The organism is Bradyrhizobium sp. USDA 241 (genome assembly GCF_049739505.1).
Classification (GTDB): Bacteria; Pseudomonadota; Alphaproteobacteria; order Rhizobiales; family Xanthobacteraceae; genus Bradyrhizobium; species Bradyrhizobium liaoningense.
This window is the reverse complement of the sequence record NZ_JBMGPZ010000004.1, coordinates 1,840,787-1,859,204: the sequence shown is the minus strand read 5'-3', so window position 1 is coordinate 1,859,204 and position 18,418 is coordinate 1,840,787. Positions and strand designations below refer to the sequence as shown.

The following is an 18,418-nucleotide window of genomic DNA, read 5'->3' as shown; positions in this document are numbered from 1 at the left end:
GAGGCGCAAAGCGCCATGCCCACCATTCCGGTCATCGCAGGACATGGTGGGCACGCTCCACTTTGCCTACCCTACGATGTCCGAACCTTTGGCGAGCTGCCTCCACATCGTCCTTGCGAGGATGCCGCGTCAGGCGTCTTCCACGCCCGCCTCGTGGGGCGAGAACTGGTACACCGACGAGCAGAACTCGCAGGTGACGACGACCTTGTCGTCCTTGACCATTGCAGCACGATCGTCCGGCGAAAAGCTCTTGAGCATCGAGGCGACCGCATTGCGCGAGCAGGAGCACTGCGCCTTGAGGACCTGCGGATTGAACACGCGCACGCCGCGCTCGTGGAAGAGACGGTAGAGCAACCGCTCGCCCGAGAGTTCGGGATCGATCAGCTCGACGTCTTCTACGGTCTCCATCAGCGAACGCGCCTCGACCCAGGCGTCGTCTTCGGCGACGCTGTGCACTTCGACACCTTCAGGCGCATCGCCGGGATGCAGATCGGCCTGCCGGGCGCGCTCCGGCGCCTTCGGCAGAAACTGCATCAGCATGCCGCCGGCCCGCCAGCGATGCTTGCCGCCGTCGCTCGAGCGCCACTCCTCGCCGACCGCAAGGCGCACGCGCGTCGGAATCTGCTCGGAGCGGAGAAAATATTCGTGCGCGGCGTCTTCCAGGCTACCGCCGTCGAGCGCAACCAGACCCTGGTAGCGGCTCATGTCGGGGCCCTGGTCGATGGTCATGGCGAGATGGCCGCGGCCGAGCAGCGTGCCAGACTGCATGCCAGCGTCCTTGGCCTCGCCGAGGCGCTCGGCGTCAAAGCGGGCATAGGCGCGCAGGCGATCCGGCGCCATGTAGTCGACGACCAGGAACGACACCGGACCGTCGGTCTGAGCCTGGAGAATGAAGCGACCTTCGAATTTCAGCGCGGTGCCGAGCAACGTCGTCAACACGATGGCTTCACCGAGCAGCTTGCCGACGGGTGCGGGATAATCGTGCTTGGTCAGGATATCGTCGAGCGCCGGGCCGAGCCGCACCAGCCGCCCGCGCACATCGAGCGCATCGACCTCGTAAGGCAGCACGGCGTCGTCGACCGGAACCGCCGATGGTGCGCGAACCGGGCCTTCTGGCCCGGTTTTCATGTCAGGGGATTGGGAAACCATGGCGCGTTATCTGGGGTCGGAGGGCTGAGAATGGAAGGGGGCGGCTACCACCACATATTCCGCTATCGTTCCGGACAAGCGAGCGGAGCGAGCGCTGATCTGCGACGACAGCGGCGCGCGGGGCGACAGCAACGCCACCACACGCCCCCGCTATTTCACCGCGTCGAAGCACCAGGCCAGAATGCCCTTCTGCGCGTGCAGGCGGTTCTCGGCCTCGTCGAACACGACCGATTGCGGACCGTCGATCACTTCATCCGTGACCTCCTCGCCGCGATGGGCTGGCAGGCAGTGCATGAACAGCGCATCGGGCTTGGCCAGCGACATCAGCTTGGCATTGACCTGGTAGGGCTTGAGCACGTTGTGGCGGTGCTCGCCCTCCTTGTCGCCCATCGACACCCAGGTGTCGGTGACGACGCAATCGGCGCCGCGCACGGCGGCTTCCGGATCGGTGCCGAGCACGATCGGCGCGCCTGACGTCTTGATCCAGTCGCGCATTGCCTTCTTCGGCGCGAGTTCCGGAGGTGTTGCGACGTTGAGCTGGAATTTGAAGCGCTCGGCGGCGTGCGCCCAGGACGCCAGCACGTTGTTGTCGTCGCCGGTCCAGGCCACCGTCTTGCCCTCGATCGGGCCGCGATGCTCCTCATAGGTCATGAGGTCGGCCATCACCTGGCAGGGATGCGACCGCCGCGTCAGGCCGTTGATCACGGGCACGGTCGCATAGGCCGCGAGCTCCAGCAGCGCCTCGTGATTGAGGATGCGGATCATGATGGCGTCGACATAGCGCGACAGCACCCGCGCGGTGTCGGCGATGGTCTCGCCGCGACCGAGCTGCATCTCGGCGCCGGTGAGCATGATGGGCTCGCCGCCGAGCTGGCGCATGGCGACATCGAACGACACCCGCGTCCGCGTCGAGGGTCGCTCGAAGATCATCGCCAGCGTCTTGCCTTCGAGCGGCCTGACCGGCTGGTGCGCCTTCTGCTTCGCCTTCATGGCGGACGAGGCGGCGAGCATGCTCTTGAGCTCCGACAGCGGCAGCTCGTTGATGTCCAAAAAGTGCTTTGGAGCTTTATTGGGCGTCTTGCTCATCAGCTTGCCGCCCGCTTGGTCTGGCTGGACGAGATCGCAGTGCAGGCGCGTTCGAGCCGCCCGACGCTGTCCTCGATCTCCGCCTCGGTAACGATCAAGGGCGGCAGGAAGCGCACGACATTGTCGCCGGCTCCGACGGTGAGCAATTTTTCGGCGCGCAGCGCCGCGACGAGATCGCCCGAGGGCACCACGGCCTTGATGCCGATCAGGAGCCCCTCGCCGCGCACCTCGCTGACGACATCTGAATGGCGATCGATCACGGAGGCGAGCTTCTGCTTCAGCAGCAGCGACATTTTCTGTACGTGGTCAAAGAAGCCGGGCTTGAGCATGACGTCGAGAACGGCGTTCGCAGCCGAGATCGCGAGCGGATTGCCGCCGAAGGTCGAACCATGCGAGCCCGGCCCCATGCCGCGCGCAGCGTCGGCGGTGGCGAGCACCGCGCCGATCGGGAAACCGCCACCGAGCGCCTTCGCCAGCGACATCACGTCGGGCACAACACCGGTACGCTTGTAGGCAAAGAGTTCGCCGGTGCGGCCCATGCCAGTCTGCACCTCGTCGAAGGCGAGCAATAGGCCGCGCTCATTGCAGAGCTCGCGCAATGCCTTCAGGAACGTGGGAGGCGCAGAACGAACGCCGCCCTCGCCCTGGATCGGCTCGATGAGAATGCCAGCGGTGTGCGGGCCGATCGCCTTCTTCACAGCTTCCAGGTCGCCATGCGGCACCTGGTCGAAGCCGTCCATCGGCGGGCCGAAGCCCTCGAGATATTTTGCAGAGCCGGTGGCGGCCAGCGTCGCCAGTGTGCGGCCATGGAAGGCGCCCTCGAATGTGATCATGCGGTAGCGCTCAGGATGCCCCTTGGAGAAGTGATGGTGGCGCACCAGCTTGATCACGCCTTCCAGCGCCTCGGCGCCGGAATTGCAGAAGAACACGAAGTCCGCAAAACTCTCATTGCACAGACGCGCCGCGAGCTTCTCGCCGTCCGGGCTCTGGAACAGGTTCGACATGTGCCAGAGCTTCGTCGCCTGCTCCTGCAACGCCTTGACCAGCGTGGGGTGCGCATGGCCGAGCGCATTCACCGCCACGCCGGAGGTGAAATCGAGATAGCGATCCCCATTGGTCGCGATCAGCCAGCAGCCTTCTCCGCGCTCGAAACCGAGGTCGGCCCTGGCGAAAACGGGGAGCAAATGCGGCGCGGCGCTGTTGGTCATGACGTCACTTGAATGTTGCGGACGGTGTGACGCGTGCATTACGCAACGCACCATTGACCGGCCCGGAAAACGAAACGTGCCGCCTTTTAAGGGCGGCACGTAGGACTATCTTATGCTTGGCAAGACGGGTGTCAATGCCGCCCGGAAAGCCCCGCGAAACGCTGAATCCGTAGTCTTGCGGTGCCGATTTTGCGGGATTTTCACCACGGAACATGTGGACGCGAGTCGGCGAACTCTTGCGCGGGAGTCACGCCATATTGTAGCGTTTGGACTGTCAGATACGACATCTCGTGCAGCAGTTCTGATCCCTTAAGTCCTCATGTACCGGCGCAAACGTTCGGGCGTCTTGAGCGCGCCCGGCGAGCCTTAAGGGATTCTGGCGGCACGGGTTTTTCAAGGCTTAGGCAATCGCTGCGAAGGCCCCAGGATGGCAGGCGCGCAGCGAGGGAAAGGGTGCAATGACGGTTTTGACCTGGTCCGATGATCGCGTCGAGCAGCTGAAGAAGCTTTGGGAGGCCGGACTTTCGGCCAGCCAGATCGCGGCTGAGCTCGGCAATGTGACCCGCAATGCCGTGATCGGCAAGGTGCACCGGCTCGGCTTGTCCGGCCGCGCCAAGAGCCCTTCGTCGGCAGCGCCTCGGCCGCGCAAGGCGCGCCCCGCGCAGCACATGATGCGGGTAACCCGCCCCGTTGCCCGCGGCAACACCGCGCTGGCGCAGGCCTTCGAGGTCGAGGTCGAGGCCGAACCCGTCACCTACGACAATGTGGTGCCGATGAGCCAGCGGCTGTCACTGCTGGAGCTGAACGAGGCGACTTGCCACTGGCCGGTCGGCGATCCCTCGAGCCCGGATTTCTTCTTCTGCGGCGGCAAGGCGCTCTCCGGCCTGCCCTACTGCGCCCAGCATTCGCGTGTGGCGTATCAACCCGCAGCGGATCGCCGGCGCGCACCGGCGAAGCCGGGCACGCGGTGAGTTTGCGGATTTAGCTGACTGCAGCCGTCACACAATGACGGCTCGACTTACTCGGTATCATCCCCGCGGAGGCGGGGATCCATAGCCAAAGGGCGCAGTGATTGCGCGAGATGGCTACTGCGAGTCTTCGCCAAACCACGTCCGGTGGTTATGGATACTGGGCTCGCGCTACGCGCGCCCCGGGATGACGGCCAAGATTGTTGCCGCGGCTCGCTAATTGGTCCTCCGTGAAGAACGCGGACGAGCGCTGATTTAAGCGATCTTTTGAGCCGGGACAGTTTCGGCGAAGGCCCGGATGATGGCCCGCAAGAGTTCTGCGAGCCATCGCAGGAGCAGGCCGAAGTTGTAGCCGGCCGCGGCGAGGACGGCGTTGATACGGTCGCCGACGCGGCCTTTGAGATAGTTGCGGTCCATGCGGTGCTCGGCCTTGACGTGACCGATGACGGGTTCGACAGCCGCGCGACGCTTCATCTCGCGCCGGATGGAAGCCGTGACGCGGCGAACCTGACCCGAGATCCAGACCCTGAACCGGTGCGGGTAGTTGTGGCCGCGGTACCCTTTGTCGACATGGATACGGCGAGCCTCCACCCCGGTGAGCTTCTCCATGTCGGCGACCACGGGGCCGAGCGTGTGGCCGTCGAAGGGATTGCCGTGCAGCGCCTTGGCATGGAGCACGAACTGTCCGCCCTTCGGGGACGTCACGGGGGTGGCGATACTGACCTTGCAGCCGAACTCGTAAGGCGCGCGGGCTTTGCCCTTGCCGATGCACTCGACCTCCGGCGCATGCAACGCATAGATCTTCGGGCCGCGCTGATGCTGATCCTGGCTGCGCACCCGCTGCGCCAGATCGAGCAGCGGGCCGAAGCGCGCTTCCAGCGCCGCATCGCCATCAATCTTGCGGCGGACGTCGCGGATGATCCGGCCAAGCCGCGTCCGCAGGAACTTGAGTTGGCGCCGGGCGCGCTTGAACTGATGAGCGTGGGTATAGCGGCCGACCATGATGGCGGCGCGTTTGGCCAGGCGCAGATAGCTCTGGCGCAGCGGCACACGGTTGCGCTTGGCGAACCCGACGAGCTTGGTGATGGCCCGATGCGTCAGCCGCGCGTCGGTCGGATGCGCAACGGCCTTGGGCTGCACCGTGGTATCGACCACCACTCGCTCCAGGTCCTTGGGACCGATGGCGCCAGTCTTGTGTGCCACCGACAGACTTTCCTGGATCAGCGCGACGAGAGCCTCCTCGCCGAGCCGCTGGCGCCAGCGCGTCATCGACGATCGATCGAACGGCAGCCGGTGGCAGAAGCTCAACTCGCCGCAGAAGTATTGGTAATAAGGGTTCTCGATCCAGCGAGCGCACAGCACCTCATCCGAGAGATTGTGCATGTGCTTCAGGATGAACAGGCCGGCGACAAGCCGCGTCGGCAGTCCAGGCTGCCCCGGACCGGTTTGGCACACCGAACCAAAGCGGTCATCCAGAAAGTTCCAGTCGATCAGCGCCGCCAACCGCACCAGCGGGTGGCCCATGTCGATGATTTGATCGAGCGCCGGAAGCAACAGGTCCTTTTGGCGATCATCCCGCGGTTTGCTCATCGCCGTCCCCAATGCCGATGACCCGCCGTCAGGGAATCACGAATCGCTCGAAAGCAAAATCCCAAAACGCAAGAAACCGCGGCCCAACACCCGGCTTTCTTGCAAAATCGAATACTTTATCGAGACAACTTCTGCCTATGTCTCAGGCCGATCTGCATTCTTCACGGACGACTAATTAGACATCCACAAAACTCAGGTCTGTTCCGCCTTCGCAAACCGATCGTCCAGCGCATAGCCGGCGCCACGGACGGTGCGGATCGGATCCTGCTCGCGGCCGAGATTGAGCAGCTTGCGCAGGCGGCCGATGTGGACGTCGACAGTGCGCTCGTCGATGTAGATGTCACGGCCCCAGACGCTGTCGAGCAGCTGCTCGCGCGAGAACACGCGGCCGGGATGCTCCAGGAAGAACTCCAGCAGACGATATTCGGTCGGGCCGAGATCAATCGGCCGGCCCGAACGCGCCACGCGGCGCTTGTCGCGGTCGAGCTCGATGTCGCCATAGGCGAGCACGGTGGCGAGCCGCTCGGGGCTGGCGCGCCTGAGCAGGCCCTTCACGCGCGCCAGCAGCTCCGGCACCGAGAACGGCTTGACGATGTAGTCGTCGGCACCGCTCGCAAGTCCCCGCACCCGCTCGCTTTCCTCGCCGCGCGCGGTCAGCATGATGATCGGCAGCTGCTTGGTTTCGGGACGGGTGCGCAGCCGCCGGCACAGCTCGATGCCCGACAGGCCCGGCAGCATCCAGTCGAGCACGATCAGATCGGGAATGTGCTCCTTGAGGCGGGTGTCGGCATCATCGCCGCGCATCACCGTCTCAACGTCATAGCCGTCGCCTTCGAGGTTGTAGCGAAGAAGCTCGGTGAGAGCTTCCTCGTCCTCAACCACCATAATGCGTGCGCCCATGTTGTCGTCGCTCCTTGGGTATTCGGCACCGCTTAGGTATTCGGCACCGTCGTGGCGAAGGTCGTCATGTCGCCCTTCGGCCGCTTGTCGGTGATCGCCTGGCCCTCGATCATGTAGAACACGGTCTCGGCGATGTTGGTGGCGTGGTCACCGATCCGCTCGATGTTCTTGGCACAGAACATCAAATGGATGCAGAAAGAGATGTTGCGCTGATCCTCCATCATGTAGGTGAGGAGTTCGCGGAACAGCGAGGTGCAGATGGCGTCGACTTCCTCGTCGCCCTTCCACACCGCCATCGCTGCCGGCAGATCGTGCGCGGCATAGGCGTCCAGCACCGACTTGACCTGCTGCTGAACGAGGTCGGTCATGTGCTCCAGGCCGCGGAACAGTTTCAGCGGATGAAAATCCGTCTCCAGCGCTGCGACGCGCTTGCCCATGTTCTTGGCGAGATCGCCGATGCGCTCGAGATCGGTCGCGACGCGCATGGCCCCGACGATCTCGCGCAGATCAACGGCCATCGGCTGGCGGCGGGCGATGGTGAGCACGGCGCGCTCCTCGATGCGCTTCTGCAGCGTGTCGAGTTCGGCGTCGGTGGCGACGACGCGCTGACCGAGCGTGACGTCGCGGCGGATCAGCGCGTCGACGGAATCGACGATCATGCGCTCGGCGATGCCGCCCATCTCGGCGACCAGGCGGGTGAGTTCCTGGAGGTCGGTATCGAAAGCCTTTGCGGTATGTTCAGAACCCATGTTCCGTCTCCTCAGCCGAACCGGCCGGTGATGTAATCCTGCGTGCGCCGGTCGCTCGGCGACGTGAAGATCTTGCTGGTGTCGTCGAACTCGATCAACTCGCCGAGATACATGAAGGCGGTCTTGTCGGAGACGCGCGCCGCCTGCTGCATGTTGTGCGTGACGATCGCGATCGTGTAGTTCTCGGACAATTCCTGGATCAGTTCCTCGACCTTGGCGGTCGAGATCGGGTCGAGCGCCGAGCACGGCTCGTCAAACAGGATCACCTCGGGCCGGACCGCGACGGTGCGGGCAATGCAGAGGCGCTGCTGCTGGCCGCCGGAGAGCGACAGGCCGGAGGCGTTGAGCTTGTCCTTGACCTCGTTCCACAGCGCGCCGCCGCGCAGCGCCTTCTCCACGCGATCGTCCATCTCGGACTTCGAGATCTTCTCGTAGAGGCGGATGCCGAAAGCGATGTTCTCGTAGATCGTCATCGGGAACGGGGTCGGCTTCTGGAACACCATGCCGACCCGGGCGCGCAGCAGATTGAGGTCGAGCTTGGGGTCGAGCATGTTGGTGTGGTCGAGCAACAGCTGGCCGGTGGCGCGCTGGCCCGGATAGAGGTCGTACATCCGGTTGAAGATGCGCAGCAGGGTCGACTTGCCGCAGCCGGACGGGCCGATGAAGGCCGTGACGCGATTGGTGCCCAGCGCCAGATTGATGTTCTTCAGCGCATGGTGCTCACCGTAGTAGAAGTTGAGGTTGCGCGCGGTGACCTTGGCAGGCGCCTCGGGCAGCGGCTGCGAGCCGGGATGAACGGTCGGCGCGCTTACGGAAACAGACATTTCACTCATTTTGCGGTCCTCTCGGCACCAAGGATGCGGGCGCCAATGTTCAGGGCAAGCACGGTCAGGGTGATCAGCAGCGCCCCGCTCCAGGCGAGTTGCTTCCAGTAGGCGTAGGGACTCTGCACGAAGTTGTTGATGGTCACCGGCAGGTTGGCCATCGTCTTGTCCAGGCTCAGACTGAAGAACTGGTTGGACAGCGCGGTGAACAGCAGCGGTGCGGTCTCGCCGGCGACGCGGGCGGTGGCGAGCAGCACGCCGGTGATGAGGCCGGAACGCGCCGCACGGTAGGCGATGCGCTTGATCACCAGCGAGCGCGGCAGGCCGAGTGCGCTGGCGGCCTCACGCAGCGGGTTCGGCACCAGCAGCAGCATGTCCTCCGTGGTGCGCACCACGACCGGGATCACGATCACGGCGAGCGCCAGCGCGCCAGCGATTGCCGAGAAGCCTCGCATCGGCACCACGACCGCACCGTAGATGAACAGGCCGATGATGATCGAGGGCGCCGAGAGCAGGATGTCGTTGATGAAACGGATGACCGAGGTCAGCCTGTCGTTGCGGCCGTATTCGGCAAGATAGGTGCCGGCGAACATGCCGAGCGGCGCGCCGATGCCGACGCCGATCACGGTCATGATCAGCGAGCCGACGATGGCGTTGCGCAGGCCGCCCTCGGTCGATCCGGGCGGCGGCGTGTCTGCGGTGAAGACCTGAAGGTTGAGCCCGGCCAGACCGTTGTAGAGCAGCGAGACCAGGATCAGCGCGAGCCAGGTGACGCCGAAGGCGGCGGCGGCGATGCAGAGGCCGCGTATGACGATGTCCCAGCGGCGGCGGCGCGAATAGATCGGGTTCATGGCTTCACTTTCCGGCCTTGGTTTCCAGGCGCATCAGCATCAGCCGCGCGGCCGCGAGCACGAAGAACGTCAGCACGAACAGGAGCAGGCCGAGCAGGATCAGGCCGGACTGGTGCAGGCCGTCACTCTCGGCGAACTCGGATGCGATCGCCGCCGAGATCGTGGTGCCCGGGGCGAAGATCGACGAGGAGATGCGGAACGAATTGCCGATGATGAAGGTCACCGCCATGGTCTCGCCGAGCGCGCGGCCCAGCGCCAGCATGACGCCGCCGATGATGCCGACGCGGGTATAGGGGATCACCACGCTGCGCACGACTTCCCACGTGGTGCAGCCGACGCCGTAGGCGGCTTCCTTCAGCACCGGCGGCACCGTCTTGAACACGTCGACCGAGATCGAGGTGATGAAGGGCAGCACCATGATGGCGAGGATCAGCGCGGCATTGAACAGGCTGAGATAGGACGGGGGACCGGCGAAGATCGCGCCCAGCACAGGAACGCCGTCGAAGATCTTGATCATGAAAGGCTGGAACGTGTTGGCCAGGAACGGGCCCAGCACGAAGAAGCCCCACATGCCGTAGATGATCGAGGGAATGCCGGCGAGCAGCTCGATCGCCATGCCGATCGGGCGGCGCAGCCATTGCGGACAGAGCTCGGTGAGGAAGATCGCGATGCCGAGACCGACGGGAATGGCGATCAGCATCGCGATGAAGGAGGTGACGAGCGTGCCGTACATCGGCCCGAGCGCGCCGAGCACAGGCGGATCGGCCGAAGGGGCCCAGCGCTGCGTCCACAGGAACGACAGGCCGTATTCCTTGATCGCCGGGAAGGCGCCCACGATCAGCGAAATGATGATGCCGCCGAGAATGAGCAGCACCGAGATCGCGGAAAGCCGCGTGATCCAGTAGAAGGTGACGTCACCCAGCTTGAACGCGTTCAACGCCTTGGCGCGGTCATACGGTCCGGCAGCATCAATCACATTGCTCTCGACAGCCATTTCTGCCACGCCGATCCCCTGTACTGAATGATATCGTTTTCTAGGTCGCTGGTCTCGTGCTCCGGACGCTCGCGGATCGCGAGATTGGTCCGGAGGACGGTCGTTCGCGGGGTCCGAGCGACGGCGCGGCCTTCGCGCCGCACCGTCTTCCGGAACAGAAGAGCGCCTTAGCTCTTGATCTCTGCAGCCCAGGTCTTCTCGATCTGCTGGACGACGCTGTCGGGCATCGGGATGTAATCGAGCTCCTCTGCCATCTTGCCGCCGTTCTTGAAGGCCCAGCGGAAGAACTTGATGGCTTCCTGCGAGGCCGCCTTGTCGGTGGCAGACTTATGCATGAGGATGAAGGTCGCCGCGGTGATCGGCCAGGACTTGTCGCCGGGCTGGTCGGTCAGGATGACGTAGTAGCCGGGAGCCTTGGCCCAATCGGCGTTGGAGGCGGCGGCCTGGAAGGCTTCGACGGTCGGCTGCACCGTCTTGCCCGCCTTGTTGACGAGGCCGGTGTAGGTCAGCTTGTTCTGCTTGGCATAGGCGTACTCGACATAGCCGATCGAGTTCTTGGTCTGGCCGATGTTGCCCGACACGCCTTCGTTGCCCTTGGCGCCGACGCCGACCGGCCACTCGACCGCGGTGCCCTCGCCGACCTTGCTCTTCCAGTCCGCGCTGGCCTTGGAGAGGTAGTTGGTGAAGTTGAAGGTGGTGCCCGAGCCGTCCGAGCGGCGGACCACGGTGATGGCTTCCGACGGCAGCTTCACGTTCGGATTGAGCTTCTTGATCGCGGCATCGTCCCACTTGGTGATCTTGCCGAGATAGATGGCGGCCAGGGTCTCGCCATCGAACACCAGCTCGCCGGGCTTCACGCCCTCGAGGTTGACGACGGGAACAATGGCGCCCATCACCATCGGCCACTGGGCGAGGCCGTCCTTCTCGAGCTGCTCGGCCTTCAGGGGCGCGTCGGTGGCGCCGAAGGTCACGGTCTTGGCCTGGATCTGCTTGATGCCGCCGCCGGAGCCGATCGACTGGTAGTTCAGACCGTTGCCGGTGTCCTTTTTGTAGGCGTCAGCCCACTTCGAATAGATCGGGAACGGGAACGTCGCGCCGGCGCCGGTGATGTCGGCCGCAAAGGCTGCCGTCGTCGATGCGGCAACCAAGCCAGCAGCGACCATAGTTTTGAGGAAATTCATGCTGGTCTCCATACAGGGGAGCGAAGCGCCATCCGCGCCCGATCGCGCTCCCCGTGCCGCCCGTTTAGGGGCGGTCGGCTGTGCTTTTACGAAGGTTTCATGACAGTCGGATGACGCAACCAAGCACTTGAATTCGCTTGATTTTTAGGCCGGAACCGAAATCTTCGCCTGGGGAAAACACGCCGTGAAAGTCGCGCCCCTGCCTGGGCACGCTCTCGATCAGAAGTCGGCCGCGATGGCGGTTAAGAATATGTTTCACCAGCGATAATCCGAGCCCGGTCCCGCCTTGCGAGCGGCTGTCGCCGACGTCCACCCGGTAGAAGCGCTCGGTCAGCCGCGGCAGGTGCTCCGGCGCGATGCCGGGGCCGAAATCGCGGACCAGGACCCGGATTTCCTGAGTTCCATCAGTGGCGACGCCTGATGTCAGCGACACGATGACGCGTCCGCCGGAGGCGCCGTATTTGAGCGCGTTCTCGATCAGGTTCTCGAACAGGCGCAGCAGTTCCTCGCGGTCCCCCGCGATCATCACCGGCGGCTCCGGCAGATCGATCTCCACCTCGACCTGGCGCTCGCGCGCCAGCGGCTCGAGCCCGTCGGCGACCTGGCGGATGATCGGTATGAGGTCGACCAGGGTGTCGGGCCGGACATGGGCCGACAGCTCGACCCGCGACAGCGACAGCAGATCGTCGATCAGGCGCGCCATGCGCGTGGCCTGGTTGTGCATGATACCGAGGAAGCGCTCGCGCGCCTTGGGATCGTCCTTGGCCTGGCCCTGGAGGGTGTCGATGAAGCCCGACAGCGCGGCCAGCGGCGTGCGCAGCTCGTGGCTGGCATTGGCGACGAAGTCGGCGCGCATCTCCTCGACCCGGCGCAGCGGGGTCTGGTCGTGGAAGGTCATCAGCATGCATTTATCGGCGCCGCCGAAGCTGGTCGGCACCGGAACCGGCGTGATCATGAGCTCCATCCAGCGATCGACCGGAACATGGTCGAGATAGGTCGCGCGCCGCGGCTCGGTGGTGGCGATCGCCTCGCGCAGCGCCGTGATGATCTCCGGCGAGCGCAGCGCGAACTGGGCGAGCTCGTTCCTGCGCAGCGCCGGTGCGAGCTGGGCGGCCGCGGCGTTGAGATGGATGACGCGGCCGGCACGGTCGAGCAGCACCGCCGGATCCGGCATGCCGGCGACCACCGCAGCCACCGCCGCGCTCTCAACCGGGTTGATCCGCCTGACATCATCGCGCGAGGCGGCGGGATCGTGCAGCCGCCACGGGATCAGGGCAGCCACCGCGATGCAGAGGAACACAATCGCGGCGTGCAGCGCGGACAATTCGCCGAGCGAGACCACGACGGAGAGCGCCAGCGCCGCGGCGATCAGGATGATGGTCGAGTGCCGCAGCCGGTCGGACCAGGGCTGGGCGGGGGGAGAAGATGGGGCGTCGATCGCCATCGGGGCGGGCTTCTCCTGGGGGGCTAGTCCTAAGGACCTGGCACCGGTCAGGCGCCGCTGTCGCTACGCTCTCGCACATAGGCGGCTTCACGCGCCGGGCCGGGGTCCAGCTTGAGCGCCGCCTGATGCAAGCGCTTCGATCGCGCGCCGATGATAACTTCGCGAAGCGTCAGCAAGATTACAGATAGGACGAAGGGAGACAGATAATAGAGGACGCGGAACAGCAGCATGCCGCCCAGAAGCTCCTCCCGGTCCATCTGCCAGAGGCCGACCAGCATGGCGGCGTCGAACACGCCGAGCCCCCCCGGGGAATGGCTGGCAAAGCCGAGCAGGGTGGCCGAGACGAAGATCACCGCAACCACGACGAAGCCGACATGGGGCTCGTCCGGCACCAGGACATACATCGCCAGCGCGCAGAAGCCGAGATCGACGATGCCGATCGCGATCTGAAGCAGCGTCAGCGGGCCGCCCGGCAGCACCACGGTCCAGGGGCCGCGGCCGACCACCCGCGGCTGGGTCCAGACCCAGACCACGTAGCCGATCAGCGCCACGATAATCATCAGCGCCAGCGTCCGGTTCAGCCAGGGCGGAAGCTGGTCGATCGAGGCGGCGGCCTCCGGGTGATAGGCGATGCCGAGACCGAGCACGGCGGCATTGCCCAGCCAGAAAGTCAGGCCGGCGAGAAAGCAGATTTTTGCGACGTCGATCGCGTTCAGCCCATAGGCCGAATAGATGCGGTAGCGCACCGCACCGCCGGTGAAGACGCTGGCGCCGACATTGTGGCCGATCGAATAGCTGGTGAAGGCCGCGAGCGCATTGATGCGATAGGGCACATGGGCATGGCCGATCGCGCGCGTGGCGAAGAGGTCGTAGAAGGTGAGGGTGAAATAGCCCGCAGCGACGAACAGCGCCGCCATCGCAATCTGACTCGGCTCGGTGCTCTTGATCGCCTCGAGGACCTCGTTGAAATCGATGCCTCGCAGCATGTGGTAGAGCACATAGCAAGCGATGCCGATGACCGCGATGCTGATCACAACTCCAAGCTTATGCAGGACCTGCTTCTGGCGCAGAAACGACATCGCCCTGCGTATGGCTTCCAGCATCTAGACCTCGAACAACGCTTCGGCGGCCAGGGTGGCCGGCGGACAGGCGGACGACGCGCAGGCACCCAGCGAACCCTCGCCGTCAGCTCCGGCATCGCGCATGCCCCCTGCCCCTCCACTAGCGCGTTTTCGGGCGGAGTGGAATTCGCCAATCCGAACAAAAACACGTGCCTTCAATATTTTAGGCAGGGTTACGGCTCCTGATGCACGATTTGGCGCTTTCGGCGGCAAGGCTTGACGCGAATCTCCATGGCAATCCTGCGCAGACGCCATGAAGTTTTGATGATTTCGGCCGCACAATGTTCCGTCACGCCTTAAGCCGACATCAATCTATGGGGCAGGCCTGACTGTTGAAAGAGGAGGATCGAAGCGGCCAGTTGACGCGTTCTGAGGCGCCGGAAGGCCGCGGCGGACGCGCCCCCCGTCCCTTCAGTGAGGGTGCGCAGCAACATCACAGAGCGGCCGGTGGCGCGGTGCGCGAGACCACGCGGTCGCGCAGCCATGCACCGATGGTGCAGCCGACGAGGTAGCAGGCGAACATGATCAGGCCGAGATCGAGCCAGTAGCCGAAGCGGCCGGGGACCACATGGGCGAGCGAGGCCGCGACCAGCGCGGCGGCGAGCGCGGCGAGCCAGCGCGCCGTCACCTTCGAGGTGCCGTTGCCGCGCTGGACCACCGAGATCCAGCCCATGCAGAAGCCCAGCAGCAGCGAGCCGATCAGCCAGCCCAGATGGAACGAGACGAGATAGGGCATCGTCACCTCACCAGAAATTCGATACGGCGGTTCTGGGCCTTGCCTTCATCGGTGTCGTTGCCGGCGAGCGGCTGCGTGCTGCCATGGCCAACCGCGGTGAAGCGGCTGGCGGGCAGGCCGGCCTTGACCAGATAGTCGATCACCGCCTGCGCGCGCTTTTCCGAGAGAGCCTGGTTGAAGGAATCCTCGCCGTCGGCGTCGGTATGGCCGGCGATCTCGATATTGGTGGTGGGGCAGCGCAGCGCCGTCTCGATCAGACGATCGAGGATGCCGGCGGAGTCGGGATCGATGTCCGCACGCCTGGTCGCAAAACGGATCTTGCCCTTGGTCAGAAGCTCCGAGAACAATTGCTGGCACACAGTGCCGTCGACCGGGCCTGCCGCAGGCTTCACCGTGATTTCCGGCTTGTATTGCCAGTTTTTCGGGAAGTCCTTGCCGAGCCCTGCGCGGATGTCGTTGGCAGCGCCTTCGTAGAGCGCATCGCCCGACAGCTTCACCTCGCGGTCGGAGACGACAAGCGTGCCGGTCGACAGCCGCGACAGCGCGCCGAGCGCTGGGACCACGGCCGTGCTGAAGGAGCCGGGTGCCCCGATGCTGGCCTTGAGGTTGTCGACAACCTTCTCGGTGAAGAACTTCCGCGCGGCGCTGGTGGCGATCGCCGCATGGACATTGTTGTCGGGAACATAGCCGGTCAGCGTCACGGTCGCGGCCACCGGATCCTTGTAGGCCTGGAAGATGTAGGGCGGCGCCTTGATCTCGTTGGCGGCGATCGAAAAACCCTCGGGCAGGTTCTTCAGCGCGGCCGCGATCGCCTCGCGGCCGCCGAGCTCGCGCGCCATGCCCGACAGATTGACCTTGGTGTCCGTTATCGTGATCTTGCCGTCCTTGAGCTTGCCGATCTGATCCAGCAACAGCATCGCGGCAGCCTCGAACCGCGGCGGCGCACCGCGCGCCAGCCCCATCTGGTCGGCCACCTCGACGCCGCCGACCTCCTTGCGGGCGGCTTCGGTCAGCCGGGCCTTCATCGACGGCAGGGGCGCGGAGCCTGACAGCGTCACCCGCACCACGTCGCGCTCGGCGGTCCAGACGAAGGGCTTGGCTTCGGGAACAAGGCGGGTCCGATCGTCGACCAGACGGACGCCGAGGACCGTCTCGACCGCCATCACGGCGTCGCGGCGCCCTTCCTCGGAGAAGGCGTCCGCGGCCAGGCCGACGTCGCGGCCATCGACCACGATCCGTGTCTTGTCCAGAACGGTATCCTTCAGCGCCGCCGAGCTGCGCGCCGACAGATCGGCCTCGACCGGTAAGGTGTTATTCCAGGCCGCAAATCCCCACATGACGGCCAGGGGGATCAGCCCTGGCCACCATTTGCTGGCCCACCTGAAAAGCTTCTGCATTCGACGACCCGAACTCTGGAAACGGAGACAAAACAAACCCTTGGCAGGCTGTCAAACCGGAAATGCTGCCGATCCAAGGACCCCGCGTGGACAATCGGAATAACATTTTCTTCAAGGGTTCTTCCGTAAGTTGAGGACGGAATGCCAGAGTCCCCCCAGCCGTTCATGAAACAACTGCGTAACAACGTCATCCGCGCCGGGCTGGGAGCACTCTATTTCAGCGGGGCGCACCACCTGTTGCGCCCACTTTTGTCGGGCGTCGGCGCCATCTTCATGCTGCACCATGTGCGGCCCGCCCGCGAGGCTGCGTTCCAGCCGAACCGGCATCTCGAAGTCACGCCCGAATTCCTGCGGGCGACGCTGTGCCATTTGCGCTCGCGCGACATCGACATCGTCAGCATGGACGAGCTGCATGAGCGGCTGGTGCAGGGCCGGTTCGACCGCCGCTTCGCCGCCTTCACCCTCGACGACGGCTATCGCGACAATCTGGACTATGCTTTGCCGGTGCTGCGCGAATTTGACGCGCCTTTGGCGGTCTATGTCGCGAGCGATTTTGCCGAGGGCACCGGACGATTGTGGTGGACGGCGCTGGAGGCCGTGATCGCCAAAGCCGAGCATGTCGACGTCAGGATCGGCAACTCCGCGCTGCGGCTCGATGCGACGACGCCCGCAGCCAAACAGGCGGCGTTCGATCGCCTGCACGACTGGCTGCGCGCGTTGCCGGGCGAGCACGACCTCAAGCGCGAGATCGAAGCGCTCTGCGCGGCGTACGACATCGACATGGAAGCGCTGTGCCGCAGCCTGTGCCTGTCCTGGGCCGAGGTGAAGACATTTGCCGCCGATCCGCTGGTCACGATCGGCGCGCATAGCGTCAGCCATTGCAACCTCGCCAAGCAGGCGGAAGACATCGCCGCGCAGGAGATGGCCGCGAGCCGCGCGCGGATCGAGCGGGTGTTGGAGCGCCCCGTGTTGCACCTCGCCTATCCCTATGGCGATCGCGAGGCCGCGGCCGAGCGCGAGTTCGCCCTTGCGGCATCCGCCGGCTTCAAGACCGCGGTGACGACACGGCCCGGCATGCTGTTCGCGGAGAATGCCGGCCACATGACCGCGCTGCCCCGCGTCTCGCTCAATGGCAACTACCAGGACGCGCGCATCCTGCCGGTGCTGACCTCGGGCGCCGCGACCGCGATGTGGAACGGTTTTCGCCGGATCGCGGCGGCGTAGCCACTCCAATCTCCGCGGCCGCGGAGATTGACTCCCCTCCCCGCTCCGCTCACAACCAGCGCCAACCAAGGGAGGCACCATGTTCAACGATCTGTTCTCGCTCAAGGGCCGCATCGCGCTGGTGACCGGCGGCTCGCGCGGCATCGGCAAGATGATCGCCGCGGGGTTTCTGAGCGCCGGCGCGGCGAAGGTCTACATCACCGCGCGCAAGGCGGGACCCTGCGAAGCCACCGCGAAAGAGCTCACCGCACAATATGGTGGCGAGTGCATCGCGCTGCCGATCGACATCTCCACACTCGCCGGCTGCGAACTGCTGGCGAATGAATACAGCAAGCGCGAGTCCAGGCTCGACATCCTCGTCAACAATGCGGGCGCCGCCTGGGGCGCGGAGTTCGACGAATTTCCGGAGAGCGGCTGGGACAAGGTGATGAACCTCAACGTCAAGGCACCGTTCTTCCTGACCAAGGCGCTGGCGCCGACGCTGCGCGCGTCAGCAAGCGCGGAGCGGCCGGCGAAGGTGATCAACATCGCCTCGATCGACGGCATCTTCGTCAATCCCGGCGAGACCTATTCCTATGCCGCAAGCAAGGCCGGGCTGATCCATCTGACCCGGCGCATGGCTGTGAAGCTGGTCCCCGACCATGTCGTGGTCACGGCGATCGCGCCGGGCCCGTTCAAGTCCGACATGAACCGCGCCGCCCGCGACCACGCCGACGAGGTCGCAACGCGCGTCCCCGTGGGCCGCATCGGCACCGACGAGGACATGGCGGGCGCTGCGATCTACCTCGCCTCGCGCGCCGGCGACTACGTGGTGGGAGCGACCATCGCGGTCGACGGCGGCATCGTGTATGCGAACCCGGGGATCAAGGGCAGCGGATGGGACAGCGATTGATCCGGCGGTCCCGCGTCACACCGCGATGGGGCTCAAAACCAAAACGTCGAAAACAACCCCATGCACAGTAGAATGCCCCTTGATCAATAAGGGATTTTTCTGGC

Annotated in this window: 16 protein-coding genes and 1 pseudogene; 3 read left to right on the top strand and 14 right to left on the bottom strand. The window is 64.9% G+C overall.

All coding sequences use genetic code 11. The annotated features are described in order from the left end of the window. Positions 1-129: 129 nt before the first annotated feature. From ABIF91_RS18475 to ABIF91_RS18465, 3 genes are all read right to left on the bottom strand, one after another. Positions 130-1,149, bottom strand: a complete 1,020-nt coding sequence (locus ABIF91_RS18475) for an Hsp33 family molecular chaperone (protein ID WP_028179015.1) — start codon at positions 1,147-1,149, stop codon at positions 130-132. Between the two features lie 150 nt (positions 1,150-1,299). Beyond that, positions 1,300-2,235: an ornithine carbamoyltransferase gene (gene argF / locus ABIF91_RS18470; protein WP_028179016.1), complete on the bottom strand. Its 936-nt coding sequence runs from the start codon at positions 2,233-2,235 to the stop codon at positions 1,300-1,302. Next, positions 2,235-3,443: an aspartate aminotransferase family protein gene (locus tag ABIF91_RS18465; RefSeq protein ID WP_028179017.1), complete on the bottom strand. Its 1,209-nt coding sequence runs from the start codon at positions 3,441-3,443 to the stop codon at positions 2,235-2,237. The genes argF and ABIF91_RS18465 overlap by 1 nt, the downstream gene beginning before the upstream one ends. A 458-nt stretch (positions 3,444-3,901) precedes the next feature. Here ABIF91_RS18465 and ABIF91_RS18460 point away from each other — a divergent pair, with 458 nt between their 5' ends. Next, a complete protein-coding gene (locus ABIF91_RS18460) occupies positions 3,902-4,414 on the top strand; it encodes a GcrA family cell cycle regulator (RefSeq protein WP_024337097.1) in 513 nt (170 codons plus the stop codon). 252 nt (positions 4,415-4,666) lie between these two features. Here ABIF91_RS18460 and ABIF91_RS18455 read toward each other — a convergent pair whose 3' ends face one another. The 11 genes and pseudogenes from ABIF91_RS18455 to ABIF91_RS18405 all read right to left on the bottom strand — a co-directional run bounded on the left by ABIF91_RS18455 (position 4,667) and on the right by ABIF91_RS18405 (position 16,198). Then, positions 4,667-6,001 carry an IS5 family transposase gene (locus ABIF91_RS18455; RefSeq protein WP_424578682.1) on the bottom strand — a complete coding sequence of 445 codons (1,335 nt, stop codon included), beginning with the start codon at positions 5,999-6,001 and terminating at the stop codon, positions 4,667-4,669. 192 nt (positions 6,002-6,193) lie between these two features. Beyond that, a complete protein-coding gene (gene phoB / locus ABIF91_RS18450; protein WP_028179018.1) occupies positions 6,194-6,901 on the bottom strand; it encodes a phosphate regulon transcriptional regulator PhoB in 708 nt (235 codons plus the stop codon). A 32-nt stretch (positions 6,902-6,933) separates the two neighbouring features. Beyond that, positions 6,934-7,650: a phosphate signaling complex protein PhoU gene (gene phoU / locus ABIF91_RS18445; RefSeq protein WP_028179019.1), complete on the bottom strand. Its 717-nt coding sequence runs from the start codon at positions 7,648-7,650 to the stop codon at positions 6,934-6,936. 11 nt (positions 7,651-7,661) lie between these two features. After that, positions 7,662-8,483: a phosphate ABC transporter ATP-binding protein PstB gene (pstB, locus tag ABIF91_RS18440; protein ID WP_028179020.1), complete on the bottom strand. Its 822-nt coding sequence runs from the start codon at positions 8,481-8,483 to the stop codon at positions 7,662-7,664. Next, positions 8,480-9,325 (bottom strand): phosphate ABC transporter permease PstA, encoded by an 846-nt coding sequence (gene pstA / locus ABIF91_RS18435; protein ID WP_028179021.1) that lies wholly within the window; start codon positions 9,323-9,325, stop codon positions 8,480-8,482. Before pstA ends, pstB begins: the two co-directional genes overlap by 4 nt. 4 nt (positions 9,326-9,329) lie before the next feature. Then, positions 9,330-10,319 (bottom strand): phosphate ABC transporter permease subunit PstC, encoded by a 990-nt coding sequence (pstC, locus tag ABIF91_RS18430; protein WP_035672388.1) that lies wholly within the window; start codon positions 10,317-10,319, stop codon positions 9,330-9,332. Between the two features lie 167 nt (positions 10,320-10,486). Then, positions 10,487-11,500, bottom strand: a complete 1,014-nt coding sequence (pstS, locus tag ABIF91_RS18425; RefSeq protein WP_028179023.1) for a phosphate ABC transporter substrate-binding protein PstS — start codon at positions 11,498-11,500, stop codon at positions 10,487-10,489. A gap of 144 nt (positions 11,501-11,644) precedes the next feature. Then, positions 11,645-12,944 (bottom strand): annotated as a pseudogene (locus tag ABIF91_RS18420) (ATP-binding protein). 47 nt (positions 12,945-12,991) lie between these two features. After that, positions 12,992-14,047: a lysylphosphatidylglycerol synthase domain-containing protein gene (locus ABIF91_RS18415; protein WP_028179025.1), complete on the bottom strand. Its 1,056-nt coding sequence runs from the start codon at positions 14,045-14,047 to the stop codon at positions 12,992-12,994. Positions 14,048-14,498: 451 nt separating this feature from the next. Continuing rightward, positions 14,499-14,801 (bottom strand): hypothetical protein, encoded by a 303-nt coding sequence (locus tag ABIF91_RS18410; RefSeq protein WP_028179026.1) that lies wholly within the window; start codon positions 14,799-14,801, stop codon positions 14,499-14,501. A 2-nt stretch (positions 14,802-14,803) separates the two neighbouring features. Beyond that, positions 14,804-16,198 carry an OmpA family protein gene (locus tag ABIF91_RS18405; RefSeq protein WP_424579296.1) on the bottom strand — a complete coding sequence of 465 codons (1,395 nt, stop codon included), beginning with the start codon at positions 16,196-16,198 and terminating at the stop codon, positions 14,804-14,806. Between the two features lie 165 nt (positions 16,199-16,363). Between ABIF91_RS18405 and ABIF91_RS18400 the strand changes: the two genes are divergently transcribed. Beyond that, a complete protein-coding gene (locus tag ABIF91_RS18400) occupies positions 16,364-17,422 on the top strand; it encodes a polysaccharide deacetylase family protein (RefSeq protein ID WP_028179028.1) in 1,059 nt (352 codons plus the stop codon). 79 nt (positions 17,423-17,501) lie between these two features. After that, positions 17,502-18,314 carry an SDR family oxidoreductase gene (locus ABIF91_RS18395; protein ID WP_028179029.1) on the top strand — a complete coding sequence of 271 codons (813 nt, stop codon included), beginning with the start codon at positions 17,502-17,504 and terminating at the stop codon, positions 18,312-18,314. Positions 18,315-18,418 lie beyond the last annotated feature (104 nt).

Excerpts from the sequence above, each read along its gene's own strand:
- ABIF91_RS18475 (WP_028179015.1), bottom strand. The coding sequence starts at position 1,149 with ATGGTTTCCCAATCCCCTGACATGAAAACCGGGCCAGAAGGCCCGGTT.
- argF (WP_028179016.1), bottom strand. The coding sequence starts at position 2,235 with ATGAGCAAGACGCCCAATAAAGCTCCAAAGCACTTTTTGGACATCAAC.
- ABIF91_RS18465 (WP_028179017.1), bottom strand. The coding sequence starts at position 3,443 with ATGACCAACAGCGCCGCGCCGCATTTGCTCCCCGTTTTCGCCAGGGCC.
- ABIF91_RS18460 (WP_024337097.1), top strand. The coding sequence starts at position 3,902 with ATGACGGTTTTGACCTGGTCCGATGATCGCGTCGAGCAGCTGAAGAAG.
- ABIF91_RS18455 (WP_424578682.1), bottom strand. The coding sequence starts at position 6,001 with ATGAGCAAACCGCGGGATGATCGCCAAAAGGACCTGTTGCTTCCGGCG.
- phoB (WP_028179018.1), bottom strand. The coding sequence starts at position 6,901 with ATGGGCGCACGCATTATGGTGGTTGAGGACGAGGAAGCTCTCACCGAG.
- phoU (WP_028179019.1), bottom strand. The coding sequence starts at position 7,650 with ATGGGTTCTGAACATACCGCAAAGGCTTTCGATACCGACCTCCAGGAA.
- pstB (WP_028179020.1), bottom strand. The coding sequence starts at position 8,483 with ATGAGTGAAATGTCTGTTTCCGTAAGCGCGCCGACCGTTCATCCCGGC.
- pstA (WP_028179021.1), bottom strand. The coding sequence starts at position 9,325 with ATGAACCCGATCTATTCGCGCCGCCGCCGCTGGGACATCGTCATACGC.
- pstC (WP_035672388.1), bottom strand. The coding sequence starts at position 10,319 with ATGGCTGTCGAGAGCAATGTGATTGATGCTGCCGGACCGTATGACCGC.
- pstS (WP_028179023.1), bottom strand. The coding sequence starts at position 11,500 with ATGAATTTCCTCAAAACTATGGTCGCTGCTGGCTTGGTTGCCGCATCG.
- ABIF91_RS18415 (WP_028179025.1), bottom strand. The coding sequence starts at position 14,047 with ATGCTGGAAGCCATACGCAGGGCGATGTCGTTTCTGCGCCAGAAGCAG.
- ABIF91_RS18410 (WP_028179026.1), bottom strand. The coding sequence starts at position 14,801 with ATGCCCTATCTCGTCTCGTTCCATCTGGGCTGGCTGATCGGCTCGCTG.
- ABIF91_RS18405 (WP_424579296.1), bottom strand. The coding sequence starts at position 16,198 with ATGCAGAAGCTTTTCAGGTGGGCCAGCAAATGGTGGCCAGGGCTGATC.
- ABIF91_RS18400 (WP_028179028.1), top strand. The coding sequence starts at position 16,364 with ATGAAACAACTGCGTAACAACGTCATCCGCGCCGGGCTGGGAGCACTC.
- ABIF91_RS18395 (WP_028179029.1), top strand. The coding sequence starts at position 17,502 with ATGTTCAACGATCTGTTCTCGCTCAAGGGCCGCATCGCGCTGGTGACC.